Origin of the sequence: Massilia sp. BSC265 (genome assembly GCF_000740675.1) — a bacterium.
In the GTDB taxonomy this organism is placed as follows: domain Bacteria; phylum Pseudomonadota; class Gammaproteobacteria; order Burkholderiales; family Burkholderiaceae_D; genus Telluria.
In genome coordinates this window covers 58,366-74,141 of sequence record NZ_JPXI01000034.1, presented here as the reverse complement: position 1 = coordinate 74,141, position 15,776 = coordinate 58,366, and the positions used below count along the sequence as shown (strand labels likewise).

20 protein-coding genes are annotated in these 15,776 nt (G+C 64.7%); 7 read left to right on the top strand and 13 right to left on the bottom strand.

Annotation, left to right across the window (positions count from 1 at the left end; genetic code table 11):
• Window positions 1-94: 94 nt before the first annotated feature.
• From MA09_RS15455 to MA09_RS15440, 4 genes are all read right to left on the bottom strand, one after another.
• A complete protein-coding gene (locus MA09_RS15455; RefSeq protein WP_036250362.1) occupies window positions 95-652 on the bottom strand; it encodes a membrane protein in 558 nt (185 codons plus the stop codon).
• A 75-nt stretch (window positions 653-727) separates the two neighbouring features.
• Window positions 728-1,630, bottom strand: a complete 903-nt coding sequence (locus MA09_RS15450; RefSeq protein ID WP_036250360.1) for a zinc-dependent peptidase — start codon at window positions 1,628-1,630, stop codon at window positions 728-730.
• A gap of 1 nt (window position 1,631) precedes the next feature.
• Window positions 1,632-2,393, bottom strand: coding sequence for a glutathione peroxidase (locus MA09_RS15445; RefSeq protein WP_036250358.1), 762 nt, complete (start codon window positions 2,391-2,393; stop codon window positions 1,632-1,634).
• Window positions 2,394-2,624: 231 nt separating this feature from the next.
• On the bottom strand, window positions 2,625-3,239 hold the full coding sequence (locus MA09_RS15440; protein ID WP_027866105.1) for a winged helix-turn-helix domain-containing protein: 615 nt from the start codon (window positions 3,237-3,239) through the stop codon (window positions 2,625-2,627).
• Window positions 3,240-3,642: 403 nt separating this feature from the next.
• On the opposite strand from MA09_RS15440, the gene MA09_RS15435 reads away from it, so the two are divergent.
• On the top strand, window positions 3,643-4,671 hold the full coding sequence (locus MA09_RS15435) for an OmpA family protein (RefSeq protein ID WP_036250355.1): 1,029 nt from the start codon (window positions 3,643-3,645) through the stop codon (window positions 4,669-4,671).
• A 114-nt stretch (window positions 4,672-4,785) separates the two neighbouring features.
• Window positions 4,786-5,736 (top strand): YihY/virulence factor BrkB family protein, encoded by a 951-nt coding sequence (locus tag MA09_RS15430; RefSeq protein WP_051933496.1) that lies wholly within the window; start codon window positions 4,786-4,788, stop codon window positions 5,734-5,736.
• A 47-nt stretch (window positions 5,737-5,783) separates the two neighbouring features.
• On the opposite strand, the gene MA09_RS15425 is transcribed toward MA09_RS15430, so the two are convergent.
• The 3 genes from MA09_RS15425 to MA09_RS15415 all read right to left on the bottom strand — a co-directional run bounded on the left by MA09_RS15425 (window position 5,784) and on the right by MA09_RS15415 (window position 8,083).
• Window positions 5,784-7,076: an AI-2E family transporter gene (locus tag MA09_RS15425; protein ID WP_081897623.1), complete on the bottom strand. Its 1,293-nt coding sequence runs from the start codon at window positions 7,074-7,076 to the stop codon at window positions 5,784-5,786.
• Between the two features lie 44 nt (window positions 7,077-7,120).
• Window positions 7,121-7,435, bottom strand: a complete 315-nt coding sequence (locus tag MA09_RS15420) for a BON domain-containing protein (protein ID WP_036250353.1) — start codon at window positions 7,433-7,435, stop codon at window positions 7,121-7,123.
• Between the two features lie 99 nt (window positions 7,436-7,534).
• On the bottom strand, window positions 7,535-8,083 hold the full coding sequence (locus MA09_RS15415) for a hypothetical protein (RefSeq protein ID WP_036250349.1): 549 nt from the start codon (window positions 8,081-8,083) through the stop codon (window positions 7,535-7,537).
• A 216-nt stretch (window positions 8,084-8,299) separates the two neighbouring features.
• On the opposite strand from MA09_RS15415, the gene MA09_RS15410 reads away from it, so the two are divergent.
• Complete coding sequence (locus MA09_RS15410; protein ID WP_036250347.1) at window positions 8,300-8,764, top strand: glycine zipper 2TM domain-containing protein; 465 nt, start codon at window positions 8,300-8,302, stop codon at window positions 8,762-8,764.
• Window positions 8,765-8,883: 119 nt separating this feature from the next.
• A complete protein-coding gene (locus MA09_RS15405) occupies window positions 8,884-9,252 on the top strand; it encodes a hypothetical protein (protein WP_036250345.1) in 369 nt (122 codons plus the stop codon).
• A 256-nt stretch (window positions 9,253-9,508) separates the two neighbouring features.
• On the opposite strand, the gene MA09_RS15400 is transcribed toward MA09_RS15405, so the two are convergent.
• From MA09_RS15400 to MA09_RS15375, 6 genes are all read right to left on the bottom strand, one after another.
• Window positions 9,509-9,895, bottom strand: a complete 387-nt coding sequence (locus MA09_RS15400; RefSeq protein ID WP_036250343.1) for a hypothetical protein — start codon at window positions 9,893-9,895, stop codon at window positions 9,509-9,511.
• Between the two features lie 24 nt (window positions 9,896-9,919).
• The gene (locus tag MA09_RS15395; protein ID WP_036250340.1) at window positions 9,920-10,306 is read right to left on the bottom strand and encodes a phage holin family protein; all 387 of its coding nucleotides are present in this window, start codon (window positions 10,304-10,306) and stop codon (window positions 9,920-9,922) included.
• A gap of 18 nt (window positions 10,307-10,324) precedes the next feature.
• The gene (locus MA09_RS15390) at window positions 10,325-10,678 is read right to left on the bottom strand and encodes a YqjD family protein (protein WP_036250338.1); all 354 of its coding nucleotides are present in this window, start codon (window positions 10,676-10,678) and stop codon (window positions 10,325-10,327) included.
• 53 nt (window positions 10,679-10,731) lie between these two features.
• Window positions 10,732-11,265 (bottom strand): bacterioferritin, encoded by a 534-nt coding sequence (locus MA09_RS15385; protein ID WP_036250335.1) that lies wholly within the window; start codon window positions 11,263-11,265, stop codon window positions 10,732-10,734.
• Between the two features lie 35 nt (window positions 11,266-11,300).
• Complete coding sequence (locus tag MA09_RS15380; RefSeq protein WP_036250333.1) at window positions 11,301-12,221, bottom strand: OmpA family protein; 921 nt, start codon at window positions 12,219-12,221, stop codon at window positions 11,301-11,303.
• A gap of 76 nt (window positions 12,222-12,297) precedes the next feature.
• Window positions 12,298-12,723: a DUF4398 domain-containing protein gene (locus tag MA09_RS15375; RefSeq protein ID WP_051933495.1), complete on the bottom strand. Its 426-nt coding sequence runs from the start codon at window positions 12,721-12,723 to the stop codon at window positions 12,298-12,300.
• Between the two features lie 193 nt (window positions 12,724-12,916).
• On the opposite strand from MA09_RS15375, the gene MA09_RS15370 reads away from it, so the two are divergent.
• From MA09_RS15370 to MA09_RS15360, 3 genes are all read left to right on the top strand, one after another.
• A complete protein-coding gene (locus tag MA09_RS15370) occupies window positions 12,917-14,998 on the top strand; it encodes an AsmA family protein (protein ID WP_051933494.1) in 2,082 nt (693 codons plus the stop codon).
• Window positions 14,999-15,089: 91 nt separating this feature from the next.
• Window positions 15,090-15,401 carry a BON domain-containing protein gene (locus tag MA09_RS15365; RefSeq protein ID WP_036250329.1) on the top strand — a complete coding sequence of 104 codons (312 nt, stop codon included), beginning with the start codon at window positions 15,090-15,092 and terminating at the stop codon, window positions 15,399-15,401.
• Between the two features lie 21 nt (window positions 15,402-15,422).
• A complete protein-coding gene (locus MA09_RS15360; protein ID WP_036250326.1) occupies window positions 15,423-15,644 on the top strand; it encodes a glycine zipper 2TM domain-containing protein in 222 nt (73 codons plus the stop codon).
• The last annotated feature ends 132 nt before the right edge of the window (window positions 15,645-15,776 follow it).

The following is a 15,776-nucleotide window of genomic DNA, read 5'->3' as shown; positions in this document are numbered from 1 at the left end:
ACAGCCCATGGGGGCTATCCTCGGGATGCGTTCTACCGAGTGTAGGGAAGCGGTCCCTGAGCCTTGTTGACCAGGATCAAGCGAGGCCCGCCCTTCAGGCAACGAGCTCGGGGCGGCTGCTGGGATCGAAATCGGCCCAGTCGCCGTCCACGATATTGCCCTCGGCACGCTCGATGTGGTGGGCGCCAAGCTGGCGCAGCACGTCGACCGCGCGGTCCGCCATGCCGGCGTCATCGAAAGCAACGGCCACCAGCATGCCCGCTTCGCGCGGCGGCACGCGGTTCTCGCTACTGCCCTCTTCCGGCTCGCCGCGCTCCTTCATCTTCGAGAAGCTGAACAGCGAGCCGACGTGGCCGCCCAGCAGGCCGCCGACGACCGGGCCGAGCGGCCCAGTGACGGGCGCGGTGGCAGCGCCGACCACGGCGCCGATCGCCCCGCCGGTGGCCACGCCTTCGACCACGCCTTTCGGCGTCTCCTTGGCGCCGGGTGACTGCAAGTGGTCGCCGCCGAGGGGGGTCTGGTCGTGCTGGCCCGGCTGGCTCAGGTAGAACCCGCTGATGCGGCTGTTGTCGAAACCCGCCTCGGCCAACGCGCGGCGCGCACGGTCGACGTCATCCTGAAGCTGGAAACGCCCTGCAATAATTGTGGACATAAGGCTTTCTCCTGGATTGTTTTGCTCAACTATGCCCGCCGCTGCTGTCTTGCTCTGTACGGAGGCGCACGCAGACTACCGCCACTGACCATAGACAATTTCGTTACTGAAGGGTTCGTCGAACACCGGCAGGGGCTCGGCGACCCAGTCGCGCGGGTCGACCCGGAAGTATTTCAGGAATTCCTCGTACAGGTCCGGGTGGCGCGCGGACAATTTCCAGGGCTGTTCGAAAAAGCTTTCGGTCGCCACGGCGAAGAACTCAGCCGGGCTGCTGGCCCCGTAATGGTCGAGTACCCCGCGCTGTCCCCACATCGCGTCACGCTGCAACGCGGCAAAGTTGCGCGACAGGACCTCGGCCCATCTGCGGTAGCGCTCGGTGCTGCCCAGGTAGGGTGCACCATTGGTGTCGCCCGATTCACTGTCGAGCTGGTGGGCGAACTCGTGCAGGACGACATTGTGGTCGGCCGGCGCCCCGGGTGGCGGCGCGTCCGAATCGGCGCGCCGCACGTGATCCCAGGAAAGGATCACGCGGCCGTCGCCCCAGGATTCGCCCAGCAGGTCCTGGCGCTGCTCGGTGACGACGCCGGCGGCATCGACCTCGCGGCGCGGCACCAGGAAGGCACCGGGATAGACCAGCACCGCGTGCAGCGTGGGATAAAGGATCGCCGGACTGGCATCGCCGGCCCGCCCCAGCACCAGCATGCAGGCCTGGGCCGCGATGGTCACGCGCATCTCGTCGGTGACCTCGAGGCCGGCGCAGCCGACAAAGGATTTCTCGTGCAGGAACTGCTGGACCAGGCGCTGCAGCCGCCGCTGCTGCTCCTCGTCCATGCGGGCGTACTGGGCAAGGTTACGCTCGAGGATGGCGAGCAACTGCGGCGCCAGCGGACGCGCCAGTGCGCGGCGCAGGCGCAGCTTCGGCAACAGCCATGCCGCCAGCACTCCGGCCCCGATGAGGCCGGCAATGATGCCTTCCATCTCAGGCTTCCTGTAAGGATGCGATCCAGGCCTGCACCTCGTCGGCCCCGCCGATCAGCCTGCCGCCCACGAATACCTGCGGCCAGGTGAGACGGCCGGTCAGGCCGCGCAGCACGCTCGTCGTGATTTTCTGGTCTTCCGAAATCTCGGTGAACACGATGCCATTCTCCCGCAGCGCGGCCTTGGCGCGCGCACAATGCGGGCAGCCGGGACGGGAAAACATGACCACTGGCTCGGGAATCTTCGCATTCGGATTGATATGGCTCAGCATCGTATCCGCGTCCGAAACCTCGAAGGGGTCCCCTTCGCGCTGCGGCTCGATGAAGATTTTGTCGATTATCCCGTCCTTGACCAGCATCGAGTAGCGCCAGGAGCGCTTGCCAAAACCGAGGTCGCGCTTGTCGACCAGCATGCCCATGCCCTCGGTGAAGTCGCCGTTGCCGTCCGGGATGACAGTGATGTTGCCCGCATCCTGCCCCATCTTCCACTGGTTCATCACGAAGGCGTCGTTGACGGAGATGCAGACAATCTCGTCGACGCCGTTCTCGCGAAACACAGGCGCCAGCTCGTTATAGCGCGGCAGGTGGGTCGAGGAACAGGTGGGCGTGAAGGCGCCGGGCAGCGAGAACACGACCACGGTCTTGCCCTTGAATAGCTCGTCCGTGCTGATGTCCAGCCATTCGTCGTTGGGGCGTGCCTTGAAGGTCACGCGCGGAACCGGCGTGCCCTGCAGGGACTCCGCGGTCGGTAATGTGCTTGGCATCGGTCTTCCTTTCCTGGGAGCGGCGGCACGGCCGCATTGGAAGGGAGGTAGGGATTATTAACCGGATTTCAACGCACCATCGCCAAAAATTGTTCAGCTGAAAGTGGCGTAGGTGAACAAGGCAGAACATGAAAAACAAAAGCCGCGCTCAGCGCGGCTTGAATGACGACAGCGATCGTCTGGACCGGTTGCTGCCGCGGGTCTCTACCGCGGCCGGCCGGGGGCGCCTATTCAGGCACGTTCCTTGGCGGTCTGGCTCGGGGCCGGGCCGAACAGCGCTGCCACCAGCGGATCGCGGGTGACCGGGCTGCGGTTCACCCGGATCGCGTAGTGGGTGTCGTCCGCCAGGATGTGGAAATGGCGGCCGCTGCCGGCCATGTTCTGCTCGCGCAGGCCCGGGCGTTCCTTGCGCGGGGCGGCGCCTTCGCGCTTCGGCTGGCAGATCGCTGCCAGGAAGGCCTTGACGCGCTCCTGGTCCGGGCAGATCTGGTACACGGCCTTGCCCAGGTAGGTGGCGGTGCCTTCGATATAGCGTGCCAGTTCGATGACGCCGGCTTCGCGCAGGTCACGGATGTACTTGCGTGCGCCCGACGGCGAGAACTTCAGGAACCATGCGATTTCGTCGGCCAGCATTTCATGGGTCGACAGTTCGTTGATCAGTTTCTGCATGTTTTCGATCCGGCGCTGCGTGGCCGAGGTCGAACGGACACGTTCGATCGGCGCCAGCGAAATGGGCGCGCGCTCGGTCGGTTGCGGGGGAACGCGTTCGATCAGCGCAGAATTGCTGGAAGTGTGCACCGCGCCGATGTCGCCTTGCACCGCGTTGTGATGGGTCGTTGCATGCATATTGGTGAGCTCCGTGTTAGAGAGTGAGACTGTGTGGTCCGGGTCGCTGTGTGTCGTTTGACACCCTGACAACACCTCGGTTCCGCTTAACTGGCCTCAAGATTGCCTGTGTCAGACACCTCGGTCTGTGCGCCATCCAACATTCAGAACCATTCCTGCAAGCATTATTGATAAGACTGCTTGCCGACGCTCACCCGTCATGCTTGTTTCCTATCTTTAAGACCATGCACCAATACGGTGCACACCCCCGCCCGTGTGGCATTTTTACCACTGTTGTAAAATTGCACAGTCTGTCCATGCTGGGTGCGGTACCGCACCGAGATTGCGGAACTTGCACTGTTAGTCTTTATCCAACATCCGTGGCATGCGATGTCAATAACCCTTCACCTTATGGGAGTCACCTGTGAATAATACGAAGAAGATCGCCCTGGCCGCCGCCCTGCTGTGCGCGGCCGGCAGCTCCATGGCCCAAGAGATCAACCCGTCGTGGTATATCCAGCCGAGCGTGATCCACGCCAAGCCGGACGCCCGCTTCGGCGTCGATGACCGTGACTGGGGCGGCGGCCTCAAGTTCGGCAAGGCCGTGAACCAGATGTGGGACATCCAGTTCGGCGGCAGCCAGGTCCGTTTCGAAGACGGTCCTGCCCGTTACCGCCAGACCCTGCTGGGCGCGGACGCCCTGCTGATGTTCTCGCGCGATCGCTTCCGTCCGTTCGTGCTGCTGGGCCTGGGCGTCGAGCGCGACAAGGTGCAGAACCCGCTGCGCAATGTCGGCAAGAATTCGCCTTTCCTGACCGCAGGCCTCGGCTTCCAGGCATCGCTGACCCCGCAATGGTCGCTGCAGGCTGACCTGCGCGCCGTGCGCGGCTTCCTGCGCGACAACGAGGAGTTCGGCTTCCGCCGCGCCAACAACAAATACCTGACCGTCGGCCTGAACTACGCCTTCAACCCGCCACCGGCACCGCCGGCACCGGCACCGGCCCCGGCTCCGGTTGCGGAAGCGCCGGCACCGGCACCGGCACCGGTCGCCCCGCCGCCGGCACCGCCGCGCTTCGAAAAGGTCACCCTCGAAGCGACCAAGCTGTTCGATTTCGACAAGGCCGACCTGATCATGCCGTCGCCGAAGCTGGATGACATCGCTGCCGCCCTGCAGGCCGACCCGAGCGTGACCGACGTCGACATCACCGGCTACACCGACCGCCTGGGTTCGGAACGGTACAACCTGAAGCTGTCCGAGCGCCGCGCCAACGCCGTACGCGACTACCTGGTCAGCAAGGGCGTGGACGGCAACCGCCTGAAGGCCTACGGCAAGGGCGAAGCCAACCCGCTGGTACAGTGCAACCAGCGCAAGCGCAAGGAACTGATCGACTGCCTGGAGCCGAACCGCCGCGTCGAAGTCGAGCAGATCACCGTCGAGAAACGCGTTCAGTAAGCGGCAGCAGCGCATGCCCGGCCGCGCCCTGCGTCTCGCACGGCAGGATGGCCTGGCATGAACGCCACCGTAAGATCCGAGGGGGCTGCGGCCCCCTTTTCAATTGGAGGAATCATGGCTATCAAAAAATGGCTGCCGTATTCGCGTGAACTGATCCAGGTGATGCGCTGCGCGGTAATGGAATGGCTCGATCATCGCGCCTCCAGCAAGGGCGCGGCACTGGCCTTCTATACCTTGTTCTCGCTGGCGCCGGTGCTGGTGCTGGTGATCGCCATCGCCGGTTTCTTCTATGGCGCGGAAGCGGCCCAGGGACAATTGTTGGCCCAGCTGCGCGGCCTCGTGGGCCCGCAGGGCGCCCAAACCATCCAGGCCATCCTGGCCGGCGCGCAGAACAAGGAGAGCGGATTCTTCGCCACCATCGTCGCCTTCGTGCTGCTGATCGTCGGCGCGACCACCGTTTTCTCCGAGTTGAAGGACAGCCTGGACGAGATCTGGGACGTTCCGCCACCGAAGGATGCCGGCTTCTGGAACCTGGTGCGCACCCGCCTGCTCTCCTTCGGCCTGATCCTGGTGCTGGGCTTCCTGCTGATGGTCTCGTTGGTCGTCAGCGCGGCACTGGCCGTGGTCGAGTCCTACATTGGCGGCATGTGGCAAGAGGCCGCCGTTATCATGCGCTGGGTCGCCTCGGCCGTGAGTTTCCTGGTAATCGCCACCCTGTTCGGCGTGATCTATAAACTGCTGCCGCGAATCACGCTGTCCTGGCACGACGTCACGATCGGCGCACTGGGCACGGCCGCGATGTTCACGCTCGGCAAATTCGGCATCGGCCTCTATATCGGCAACAGCGGCACCACGGACAGCTTCGGCGCCGCCGGCTCGCTGATCGCCCTGCTGCTCTGGGTGTATTATTCGGCGCAGATTTTCTTCCTGGGCGCCGAGTTCGCGCGTCAGTATGCGCTCAAGATGGGCAGCTTGAAGCACAAGCCGGCGCATGAGACCGGGGACAAGAATAAGGCAGAGCCACCGGAACCGACGGCGACCTGGAAAGACGGCCGCGCCGTCTGAATTGGGTTTGGCAGGTGGCCGGTTTGCCGGCCACCCACAGGAAGAGCTTACTCGCCCAGCAACTCTGCCACGACTTCCATTCCTTCGACCCGATCGGCCACCACCTTCAGCACCATCACGACGGGCACGCCGAGCAATAATCCCCACATTCCCCACAGCCAGCCCCAGAACAGCAGGCTCACGAACACGGCCGCCGGGTTCATCTTGGCGATCTTGCCGGTCATCCAGGTTGCAACAACCATGCCGACCAAGGTTGCAATGCCGAGCGAAGCACCGGCCACGAGAATGACCATACGCAGCGACTCGAATTGAAAGAAAGCCACGGCGCCCGTCGCGATGGTGATCAGGAGCGGGCCGAAGTAAGGGACGACATGGGCGACCCCGGCAAAGGCCGCCCAGGCGCCGGCATTCTCGAGGCCGATGGCGCGCAGCGCCGCCCAGGTCAGCAGCGCCAGCAGCACGTTCGTCACCAGCAGCATGAACATGTACATCTGGATCGCGTTGTTCATGTCGTCCAGGATGTGGACGGTGACTTTTTTCCGTGTCAGCGAAGGGCCGGTGAGCTTGACCAGCTTGCGCTTGAAGGTGTCGCCCGCGAGCAGCAGGAAGAACACCAGGAACACCACCATGGTGGCCTGCGACAGAAAGGTCGCCAGGCCGACAGAGCCGGCCAGCACCCAGTCCATCACACGGATGCTGCTGCCGCCCCCGGCCGCCGGCACCGGTGGTACCGATTGGGTGCGTTTCTGGATCGCACGGCGCTCGTCGCCGCCGGTGGCGCTGGAGGCGGCGCGCTCGATCTCGGCGGCGGCGGCCTGCACCTGCTGGATGGTCGAACGCTGGCCTGTGCTGTTGGTCAGGATCTTCGTGACCTTGGTCGTCAGGGACGGCAGCTCGTCGATGATGTTGAAGAATTCGCCCTGCAGGCGGTACAGGGTGCCGCCGAGCGCCCCCATGATGAGTGCGGTGACCAGGGTCGCGCCGATGACGCGCTTGACGTGCCAGCGCTCGAGCCAGCGCACGACGGGGTTGAGGGTATAAGCGATGAAGATGCCGAGCAGGAGCGGCACGAAGAATTTCTGCGCCCACTGGAGCGCGAACAGGGTGGCGATGGTGGCAAGGATGCCGAGCGAGAGCCCGCGGGCGTTCACATGAGTCGGCAGCCGCAGGCCGCCCACGTGCAACGTGAGCTCGTCGCCTGCAGGGCCGGGCTCGGCGCCGTGTCCCGCACCGGATGAAGGTGGGGCCGGCGTCGCCGGGGCGGCATTATCGGGCGCGTTTGCAGCGGGGGCAACCGGATCTGCAGCTGGTTCGACAGGTTCGGATGGTGCGAGCTGCATGGATCGTGCCTTGACAATGGAGCCGGGCCGCCCCGGCGCTGGGATTACTTGACGCGGATGTCGTTCTTCACAGAGGTTACACCTTGTACGCCGCGCGCGATTTCGACGGCGCGCTGCGCGTCGCGCGGTTCGGCCACGAAGCCCGACAGCTGGACGTCGCCCTTGTAGGTTTCCACGTTCACTTCGGTCGCCTTGACGGTCGGGTCGGCTGCGAACGCTGCCTTGACCTTGGTGGTGATCACGGCGTCATCGACGTACTCGCCAGCGGTTTTCGAGGTCGGGTTCGACGAGCAGCCGACGGCGGTGATGGCGACAGCGGCGGTGAAGGCGGCGGTGACGAGGCGTTGTGCGATTTTCATGATAGCTCCTTAGAATAAAACTGCGAAAAAACGATGGTGGTCGAACTACAGACAAAGCCCATGCGGGCAAGTGGGCGGTACCGGCAAGCCGGTACCGCGTCATTTTCCGAACGCGGTCTTGGCGGCGGTGACGCACTGGTCCTTGACGGCGCCGGCATAGGCGTCGCATTTCTCGATGGCGACGCGGTATTCCGCGGCAAGCTTGTCTTCGCGCGCATCCTGGCGCGCCTCGATGGCCTTGCGGTCGGCCTTGGCATCGGCCTGCGCTGCGACCAGGGTCGCCTTGGCCTGCTCCAGGCAGACGTCGCGGTCGTTGCCGGTGACGGCGGCGCAGCGCACCTTGTCGCGGTCGTAGTTGGCCGACGCGATGCGCATGCGGGCCGCGGTATAGGCCGACAGGGTGTTCTTGTACGCGGCCTCGGCTTCTTCCTCGACCCGCACGCGTGCGGCACGGGCTTCGGCCATGCACAGGTCATGCGGATTGCCGGCGATCTGGCCGCAGCGGGCACGGGCCGCCTTGTAGTTCGCTTCGGCCGTGGCCTTGGCCTGTTCATAGGCCGTCTTCGGGTCCGGCATGGCTTGCGCCCGCGCCGAACCAGCCCAGGCGAGCGCGGCGCCGATGAGCAGGAATGCATGGGATGTTTTCATTTTTTATTCTCCATTTGTCAACACGCTAATGACGTTTTACACGTCAGCTGTCGTGGTTTCTGTTCGGTGCCGAACACAGCAAGCCTCCTGCAACAACTCATCTGTAAATGGATCGAACTCGCGGTTGAATATGCTAGGCAAGGACGGTTAGGCAACGCACAGACCCCTTGCACGGCAGTGATTATTCTGGAGTCATACTTTTGTCAGGAGAACAACATGAAAGCAACCCGTACCCTTGCTGCTGCCGTGCTGGCGTCTACCGCCCTCCTTACTGGCTGCGCCAGTACCTCGTCGGATCCGTACGCGTCCAATAGCGGCTATAACAGCGGCTACAACAATGTATCGATGGGCTATGGCACGATCGAGTCGATCCAGGTGGTCGACGGCGGCAACCGCACCAGCGGCGCCGGCGCCATCCTGGGCGGCGTGGTCGGCGCGCTGGCCGGCAACCAGGTCGGCAGCGGCAGCGGCCGCACCGCGGCGACCGTCGCCGGTGGTGTCGCCGGCGCGGCGATCGGCAACAACGTCGAACGCAACCGCCAGGCCGGTGGCGCCGAGATGTACCAGGTCAACGTTCGCATGGATAATGGCGAGTACCGCACGGTGACCCAGGACAGCGTGTACGACCTGCGCGTGGGCAACCGCGTGCGCATCGTCGACGGTCGCGTCTACCGTTATTGATCGCCTCCGGCTGCCGTGACCGGCGAGAAGCGGCGGACAGCCCGCTTCTCCCGGCCCGGCGTCCCTGCTGCTGCGGCAGCTCTTGTCGCAGCGCTTCTTCCACATCCCTGGAGGACACCATGCGTACCCTTGCGACCGTACTGCACGGAGCCTGTGCCTGCCTGCTCGGCAGCGCCCTGCTCGCCCACGCCCAAAACCCGACCCAGACCAGCACCGACGCCCTCGTCGACCCTGCCGTCGCCAGCAAGCAGGCGCGCGAGATCGCCCAAGGCGACCCGGCGCGCTGGTACCGCGAAGACGCGACAAGCCAGGCCCGGCTGCGCACGCTGCAGAAGGAAATCGGTGCGGCGCTGCAGGAAGCGAGGAACGCCTGCAAGCGAGCACCGGCAGCCGAGCGCAACGCGTGCATGCAGGAAGCGCGCGCGACTTACCAGCGCGACATGGCGCAGGCCAAGGCGGGCATCGGTGGAGCGGCACAGACACCTTGACCGGCCGGCATCGCCGATTCAGCCTTTCATCGTACGGTAGCAATCGTCCGCCGGCCGTACGAACCCGCCTCCGCTTGGCGCCGCCCCTTGCATACCCGCGGCAGGGCCGCCCATGCCCACGATTCCCTGCAAACGCCAGTTGCACAGCCGCAGTCATTCGCGACTCATCCATACTGGCAAAAAAAACGGCGTGCAATCAATGATTGCGACGCCGCTCAAGCCCCACCATATTCAGTCAGGTGTTCGTCTTGCCGTATCAGCTCAGCTGTTGCTGTTGCGCACGGCGCTTGTTCATGTACCAGCCCGCCACACCCAGCAGGATGGCGGCGGCGCCGGCAGGCTTGCCGAGATTGCGCTGGCGAATAAAATTGAACAGCGCCAGTCCGTAAGGCATCAGCACCGACACACTGGTGCCCGTTGGCTTCAGCATGGCGTCGGCGCGGGCGCGCAGGGCCCAGGTAGCCTGGTCGATTGCTCCGTGCAGCATCACCTCGGGGCGCGCCGCATGGCGGATTTGCGCCCGCGCGTGCACCACGCTGCTGCGGAAGAATTCGCCCTCGCGCAATAATTCCTCCTTGCGCACTACCGGATCAAGGCTGTGCTTGTGGCCGGCCAATCCGGTCGTTCCATCATGATTGTGCATGTTTCCCCTCCTTCGTGTCGCCGCTTAGAGCAGCATGTCGCGGTCGTTCTTCAGTTCCTTCATGGTCGCCGGGAAGGAGAGCTTGTCCTGCTTGAGCAGTGCCAGGCCCTTCGCCACCAGTACGCCCGTGATGACCAGGAACACGACGAACAGGATCAGCAGGATCTTCCAGCCCATTTCGTCCCACGCCAGCGCGACGATCGTCGCAGTGCCGTAGGCAATGGCGAACCAGATCGCCAGGATGGCCGCGCCGAACAGGGCCACGAGCTCGATGAGGTGGTTGCGCACCTCGGAAAGCTCGAGAGCGGCCAGTTCCAGGCGCGATACGACCAGGCCGAACAGGCTCTTCATGAGGCTGGAGATCCCGCCCATGAGGCCGGGGGTATGCACGACGGCGTCGTCTTTTTGCATGGCAGTCCCCGGCGGCGCTTATTGCTTACGGCTCAGGAGGACGCCCAGCAGCACGCCGATACCGGCGGCAACCGCGAGCGTACGGTACGGGTTGTCCTTCACGTAGACATCGGCTTCGTGGGCCAGTTCCCGGCCCTTTTCCATCGCTTGACCCTGGTAGTGGCTGGCGCGGCCCAGCGCGCGGTCGAGCAGCTCCATGCCGCGGCTGCGCAGCTCTTCGGCCTTGTCGCCCGTCAGTGCGGCGGCGGCCGTCAGCATCGACTGGGCGTCGCGCACCAGTGCCTTCATGTCCGACGAGGCGTCGGATGCGTTGCTGTCGAACTGGTAGCCGTGGGCCTGGGATTTGAAGTTGCTGCGGGTAGTGTCTAGCATGGTCTGCTCCATTGTTATCGATGGGTGATGATGGTGAGTAAATCCAAGCCGGCTCACGCCAGCAGGTCGCGCATGTCGTCGGCATGCTCTTCTTCGACGGCCATGATGTCGGTGAGCATCTTGCTCGTCGTTGGGTCCTTGTCGCCGATCGCCTGGATCATCTGGCGATACGATTCGATCGCCACGCGCTCGGCGATCAGGTCGGCGCGGATCATTGCCTGTACGTCGTCGGAATCGTCGTATTCGGCATGGCTGCGCGCGGTCAGCGTGGCCGGGTTGAAGTTCGGCGATCCGTTCAGCTGCACGATGCGCTCGGCGATGCGGTCGGCGTGGTCTTGCTCCTGCCGGGCGTGCTCGAGGAACTCGGCCTTGATGTGGCCGGTGTTCGGGCCGCTCACGGTGTAGTAGTGGCGCTTGTAGCGCAGCACGCACAGCAGCTCGGTGGCCAGCGCGTCGTTCAGCATCGCGATGACCGCCTCGCGGTCGGCCTGGTAGCCCTCGGTGACGGCGCCGTCGTCGAGGTTGGCCGCCGCGCGGCGGATCGCCGCGACGTCGAAGCCATGCGCCAGGTGTTTTGTTTCTTCCATAAGTTACCTCGTGAACCTTATTACAACGAACCAGCTCAACGCCCGGCCGTACGTGGCGGAATCTGTGCGTTCTCGTTCGACAGCACGATCTCGACACGGCGGTTGAGCTGGCGGTTGACCGCCGTATCGTTCGGGGCGACCGGGAAGGCCTGGCCGTAGGCGCGCATCGCGATACGGTCGCGCGGCACGCCCATCGTACCCAGCGCCGATGCCACGGCTTCGGCACGACGCTGCGACAGTTCCTGGTTGTAAGAGGCACTGCCGGTACTATCCGTAAACCCTTCGACCAGCACGGTACGGTTCGGGTTCTGTGCCATGACGTCGGCCAGTTTGCGCAAGGTCGACATCCCGCTCGAAGTCAGGGTCGCCTGGTTGGTGGCGAACAGCACGTCGCCGATCGTCACGACATAGCCGCGCTCGGTCTTGACGGCCTGCATCTCCACCAGCAGCGCTTCCAGCACCGCAGCGCGCTGGGCCAGGGCGGCATTCTGCTGCTGGGCGGCAGCGGCTTGCTGCTGGGCAGCCTGGGCTTGGGCTTGCGCCTGGGCGGCCTGGGCCTGGGCGGCCTCGGCCTCGCGCCTGGCGCGGTCGGCTTCCGCAGTACGGGCCGCCAGGCGCACCTGGTCGCGTTCGCGCGATGCGTTCGCGATGTCGGCTTCCGCCGCCTTCCCCCTGGCAACCTCCACCGCAGTGGCGATGCGCTGCTTGGCCACGTAGGCCAGGCGGTCGACGTCGTTCAGGCTTTCGCGGCGCGCGGCCGCGGCATTGGCCTGGTCGAGGGCGTCGCTGGCCTGCTTGAACTCGAGCGGCGCATACTGGGATACCTGCGGGTTGTTGTTGGCGGAGACGAAATCGGCGCGCGCCTGGTCCAGCGTCGGCGTCGTCATCGGGGCAGTGGCGCAGGCCGTGGCGAGCACGGCGGCGGCCAGCAGCGACATCGTGGAACGGTTTTTCATGGCTTGTCCTTTTTCCTGGGCGCCGCGCTAGCGCGGCGGTCGACGAAGGGAACTTCTTCTTGTTGGGCGCACCGGCTTACTGCGTCGCGCCTGCCGGCGTGGTCGTCGTGGCCGACGGGGCGTTGGCGCGCTCGACTTCCTCGCGCAGCACGCGCAGGTCGGCGTCGAGGGCGTCGGCAGCCGCGGTGGCCTTGGCCGAGTTGGCCTTGCTTTGCGCCAGCTTGGCGTCGGCCTGGGCCTGGATCGCCAGCTCGCGGGCCAGCTTGTAGTCCTTGGCCGCCAGGGCCGCGTTGGCGCGCACCATCTTGTCGCGCGCGGCGGTGATCTCGGCCGGGGCCAGCTCGGCCGCGCCGGCCGACACCGCGTTCTCGACGGCGTTGCGCGACACCGCCACGTCGGCGGTGGCAGGTGCCTTCTGGGGGCTGGCGCAGCCGGCCAGGGCCAGCACGGCGGCGGCAACCAGCGGCGTCAAGAGACGGCTCATCGCATGTTCTTGGTCCATCGCTTTATTCTCCTGTTGATGAGGAAATGTCCTTGGTAACGTTATAAACCTGTTATCTCATGCCTTCGGTTCGCTGGCGCACATTGCCCCTGCCGTACCGATCTGCTCAATGGAAGAGCGTTAGGCAGCGCACATAGGGTGCAAGAAGCTTTGCGCTAAGCTGGTCTCGACCCCATACAATCGAAAGTCCGCCATGGCCGAGACCGACAAGCAGGCGGCGCAGGGCCGTCATCCGGCGCGCCGCAAGAGCACGAAAATACTCCTGAGCATACTTGGTATCCTGGTTGCCATTCCAGTAATCGCCATCGTGTTCATCCTCACCTTCGATTGGAACCGGGCGCGCCCCTGGATCAATGCCAAGGTGAGCGACGCCATCGACCGCCCCTTCGCCATCCGCGGCAACCTCGATGTCGAATGGGAGCGTCCCGCAAAGAACATGGCCCCGGGCGAGCGCACTTGGCGCGACCACATTCCCTGGCCGCACCTGATTGCCAACGACACGCATATCGGCAACCCGGCCGGCCTGCCGGCGCAGGACATGGCGAGCGTGCGCCAGTTTTCGTTCTCGCTGAATCCCTTCGGCCTGCTCAAGCGCACAATCGGCATCCCGCTGCTGCGCTTCGACAGCCCGCGCGTGGACCTGCTGCGCCTCGACGAGAAGCGTAACAACTGGACCTTCAAGCGTAACCAGGAAAAGTCGCGCTGGAACCTCGACGTCGAGCGCGTGGTGCTGACCGACGGCGTGGTCCACATCAAGGACGCGGTCACGAAAGCCGATGTCACCGCGCAGGTGCGCACGCTCGACAACAACCGGGCGGGGCGGCCATCCGCGTATGGGGTCGGCTTCACGGTGGGCGGCACCTACAACGGGTCGAAGGTCGAGGGCGGCGGCAAGGTCGGCGCAGTGCTGTCGCTCAAGCAGCACACCACGCCCTATCCGGTACAGGTCGAGCTGCGCTCGGGCGCGTCGCGCATCGCGGTCGAGGGCACGGTGACGCGGCCGTCGGCGTTGGCCGCACTCGACCTCAAGCTCGAGCTGGCCGGCAACAGCATGGGCGAACTGTTCAACTTTACGGGTGTGCTGCTGCCGACCACCGGCCCGTACTCGACTTCGGGACGCCTGACCGGCACCATCGGCGAAGAGCGCAGCCGCTGGGTCTACGACGACTTCAAGGGCAAGGTCGGTTCGTCCGACATCGGCGGCCGGCTGGAGTTCGTGAGCGGCGAGCCGCGGCCCAAGCTGTCGGGCACGGTGCGCTCGCGCCAGCTGGTGTTCGCCGACCTGGCGCCGCTGATCGGCGCCGACGACACCGCCGCCAGGAAGGCGCGCAACGCCGAGGTGACGCAGCCGGCGGGCAAGGTGCTGCCGGTCGAGGAGTTCAAGACCGAACGCTGGAACAAGCTGGACGCCGACGTGCGCTTCTCGGCCGACCGCATCGTTCGAGAAACCGCCTTCCCCATCAGCAAGCTGTCGACTCACCTGAAGATGGACAACGCCGTGCTGAACCTCGAGCCGCTGGAATTCACGCTGGCGGGCGGGACGGTGCGTTCCAACATCCGCCTGGACGGACGCGGGCGCCAGGGCCCGAAGGCGATCAAGGCCCAGGCCAAAGTCACCGCGCGCCAGATCGAGATCAAGAAGCTGTTCCCGAAGATCGAGCAGCTGCAGGCTTCGGTGGGCAGCATCAGCGGCGACGCCAGCCTCACTGCCCAGGGTAACTCGGTGGCCAGCCTGCTGGCTGGCTCGAACGGCGAACTGAAGACCCTGATCAATCAAGGCCAGGTCAGCAAGCTGCTGCTCGAGATGATGGGCTTGAACGTGGCAAATATCATCGTTACCAAGCTGTTCGGTGACAAGCAGGTGCAGCTCCACTGCATGGCCACCGATTTTGCCGTGACCAACGGCATTGCCCGTACACGCTATTTCGTCGTGGACACGAATGAAGCGCTCGTCAACATCAATGGCAGCATCAACCTGGCCAACGAGCAGCTGGACCTGCGCATCGACCCGAAAACGAAGGGACTCCGCCTGTTCTCGCTGCGTTCGCCGTTCTACGTGCGCGGACCGTTCAGCGAGCCGGACGTATCGGTGGACAAGGGTGTGCTGGCAATGAAGGCAGGCAGCGCCATCGCACTTGCCGCCGTCACGCCAGTTGCTGCCCTGCTCCCTCTAATCAATACCGGGCCGGGGAAGGACAGCGACTGCGCCCGCCTGCTGGCCGAGTCGCGCGAGAAGCCGAAAGCGCCGCCGCCGGGCCAGTCCCAGCGTCGCTGAAACATTTTTTACACGGCACTGTGAGTTGTCGAACAGATCAGTTCGAACCGAAACAGTATATTGGACACATGGACTCGACGAACATCGCAGCATGAAGCGAACCGGTATCACGACCGCCCTGGTGGTCATGCTGGCCTTGGGCCAGGTTGCGGGATGCGCGACGTCGGGCAGCGTTGGGCCGGTGGCGCAGTATGTCGACGATGCCACCATCACCGCCGGTGTCAAGGCTGCCATCGTACGTGAACCGACGCTGAAGGTATTCGAGATCGACGTCGAGACCGAGCAAGGCGTCGTACAGCTGAGCGGATTCGTCAGTTCGGCAGATAGTGTGGCGGCCGCGGCATCGGTTGCCCGGACCGTAAAAGGCGTGAAGTCGGTCAGGAATGACTTGCGCTTGAAATAACCCACCGTAAAGGAGATCAACATGAAAACCATCAAACAACTGGTAGTGACCGCAACCCTGGCAACCGCTGCCCTCGGCCTGACCGGCTGCGCCGGCATGTCGCAGCAAGACAAGGCCACCGCGATCGGCGCTGGCGCCGGTGCCGTGATCGGCGGCGCCCTGACCGGTGGCAGCGCAGTCGGCACCGTTGGCGGCGCAGCCGTGGGTGGCGTCGTCGGCAACCAGGTCGGCAAGACCAACTGATCGATTGCCCGATAGCTGGACAAGGAAGCCTGGCGATGCCAGGCTTTTTTTGTGTTTGCGGGGGGGGCGTAGGGTGGCCGGCATGCCGACCGCGCGTTCAGCCAACGCATGCACAGATCGCTCGTCAATTCA

Coding starts and splice junctions, on each gene's coding strand:
- MA09_RS15385 (WP_036250335.1), bottom strand. CDS start 11,265: ATGGAAGAAACAAAACACCTGGCGCATGGCTTCGACGTCGCGGCGATC.
- MA09_RS15410 (WP_036250347.1), top strand. CDS start 8,300: ATGAAAGCAACCCGTACCCTTGCTGCTGCCGTGCTGGCGTCTACCGCC.
- MA09_RS15400 (WP_036250343.1), bottom strand. CDS start 9,895: ATGCACAATCATGATGGAACGACCGGATTGGCCGGCCACAAGCACAGC.
- MA09_RS15365 (WP_036250329.1), top strand. CDS start 15,090: ATGAAGCGAACCGGTATCACGACCGCCCTGGTGGTCATGCTGGCCTTG.
- MA09_RS15425 (WP_081897623.1), bottom strand. CDS start 7,076: ATGCAGCTCGCACCATCCGAACCTGTCGAACCAGCTGCAGATCCGGTT.
- MA09_RS15450 (WP_036250360.1), bottom strand. CDS start 1,630: ATGGAAGGCATCATTGCCGGCCTCATCGGGGCCGGAGTGCTGGCGGCA.
- MA09_RS15390 (WP_036250338.1), bottom strand. CDS start 10,678: ATGCTAGACACTACCCGCAGCAACTTCAAATCCCAGGCCCACGGCTAC.
- MA09_RS15440 (WP_027866105.1), bottom strand. CDS start 3,239: ATGCATGCAACGACCCATCACAACGCGGTGCAAGGCGACATCGGCGCG.
- MA09_RS15445 (WP_036250358.1), bottom strand. CDS start 2,393: ATGCCAAGCACATTACCGACCGCGGAGTCCCTGCAGGGCACGCCGGTT.
- MA09_RS15415 (WP_036250349.1), bottom strand. CDS start 8,083: ATGAAAACATCCCATGCATTCCTGCTCATCGGCGCCGCGCTCGCCTGG.
- MA09_RS15375 (WP_051933495.1), bottom strand. CDS start 12,723: ATGGACCAAGAACATGCGATGAGCCGTCTCTTGACGCCGCTGGTTGCC.
- MA09_RS15420 (WP_036250353.1), bottom strand. CDS start 7,435: ATGAAAATCGCACAACGCCTCGTCACCGCCGCCTTCACCGCCGCTGTC.
- MA09_RS15405 (WP_036250345.1), top strand. CDS start 8,884: ATGCGTACCCTTGCGACCGTACTGCACGGAGCCTGTGCCTGCCTGCTC.
- MA09_RS15455 (WP_036250362.1), bottom strand. CDS start 652: ATGTCCACAATTATTGCAGGGCGTTTCCAGCTTCAGGATGACGTCGAC.
- MA09_RS15370 (WP_051933494.1), top strand. CDS start 12,917: ATGGCCGAGACCGACAAGCAGGCGGCGCAGGGCCGTCATCCGGCGCGC.
- MA09_RS15360 (WP_036250326.1), top strand. CDS start 15,423: ATGAAAACCATCAAACAACTGGTAGTGACCGCAACCCTGGCAACCGCT.
- MA09_RS15380 (WP_036250333.1), bottom strand. CDS start 12,221: ATGAAAAACCGTTCCACGATGTCGCTGCTGGCCGCCGCCGTGCTCGCC.
- MA09_RS15395 (WP_036250340.1), bottom strand. CDS start 10,306: ATGCAAAAAGACGACGCCGTCGTGCATACCCCCGGCCTCATGGGCGGG.
- MA09_RS15430 (WP_051933496.1), top strand. CDS start 4,786: ATGGCTATCAAAAAATGGCTGCCGTATTCGCGTGAACTGATCCAGGTG.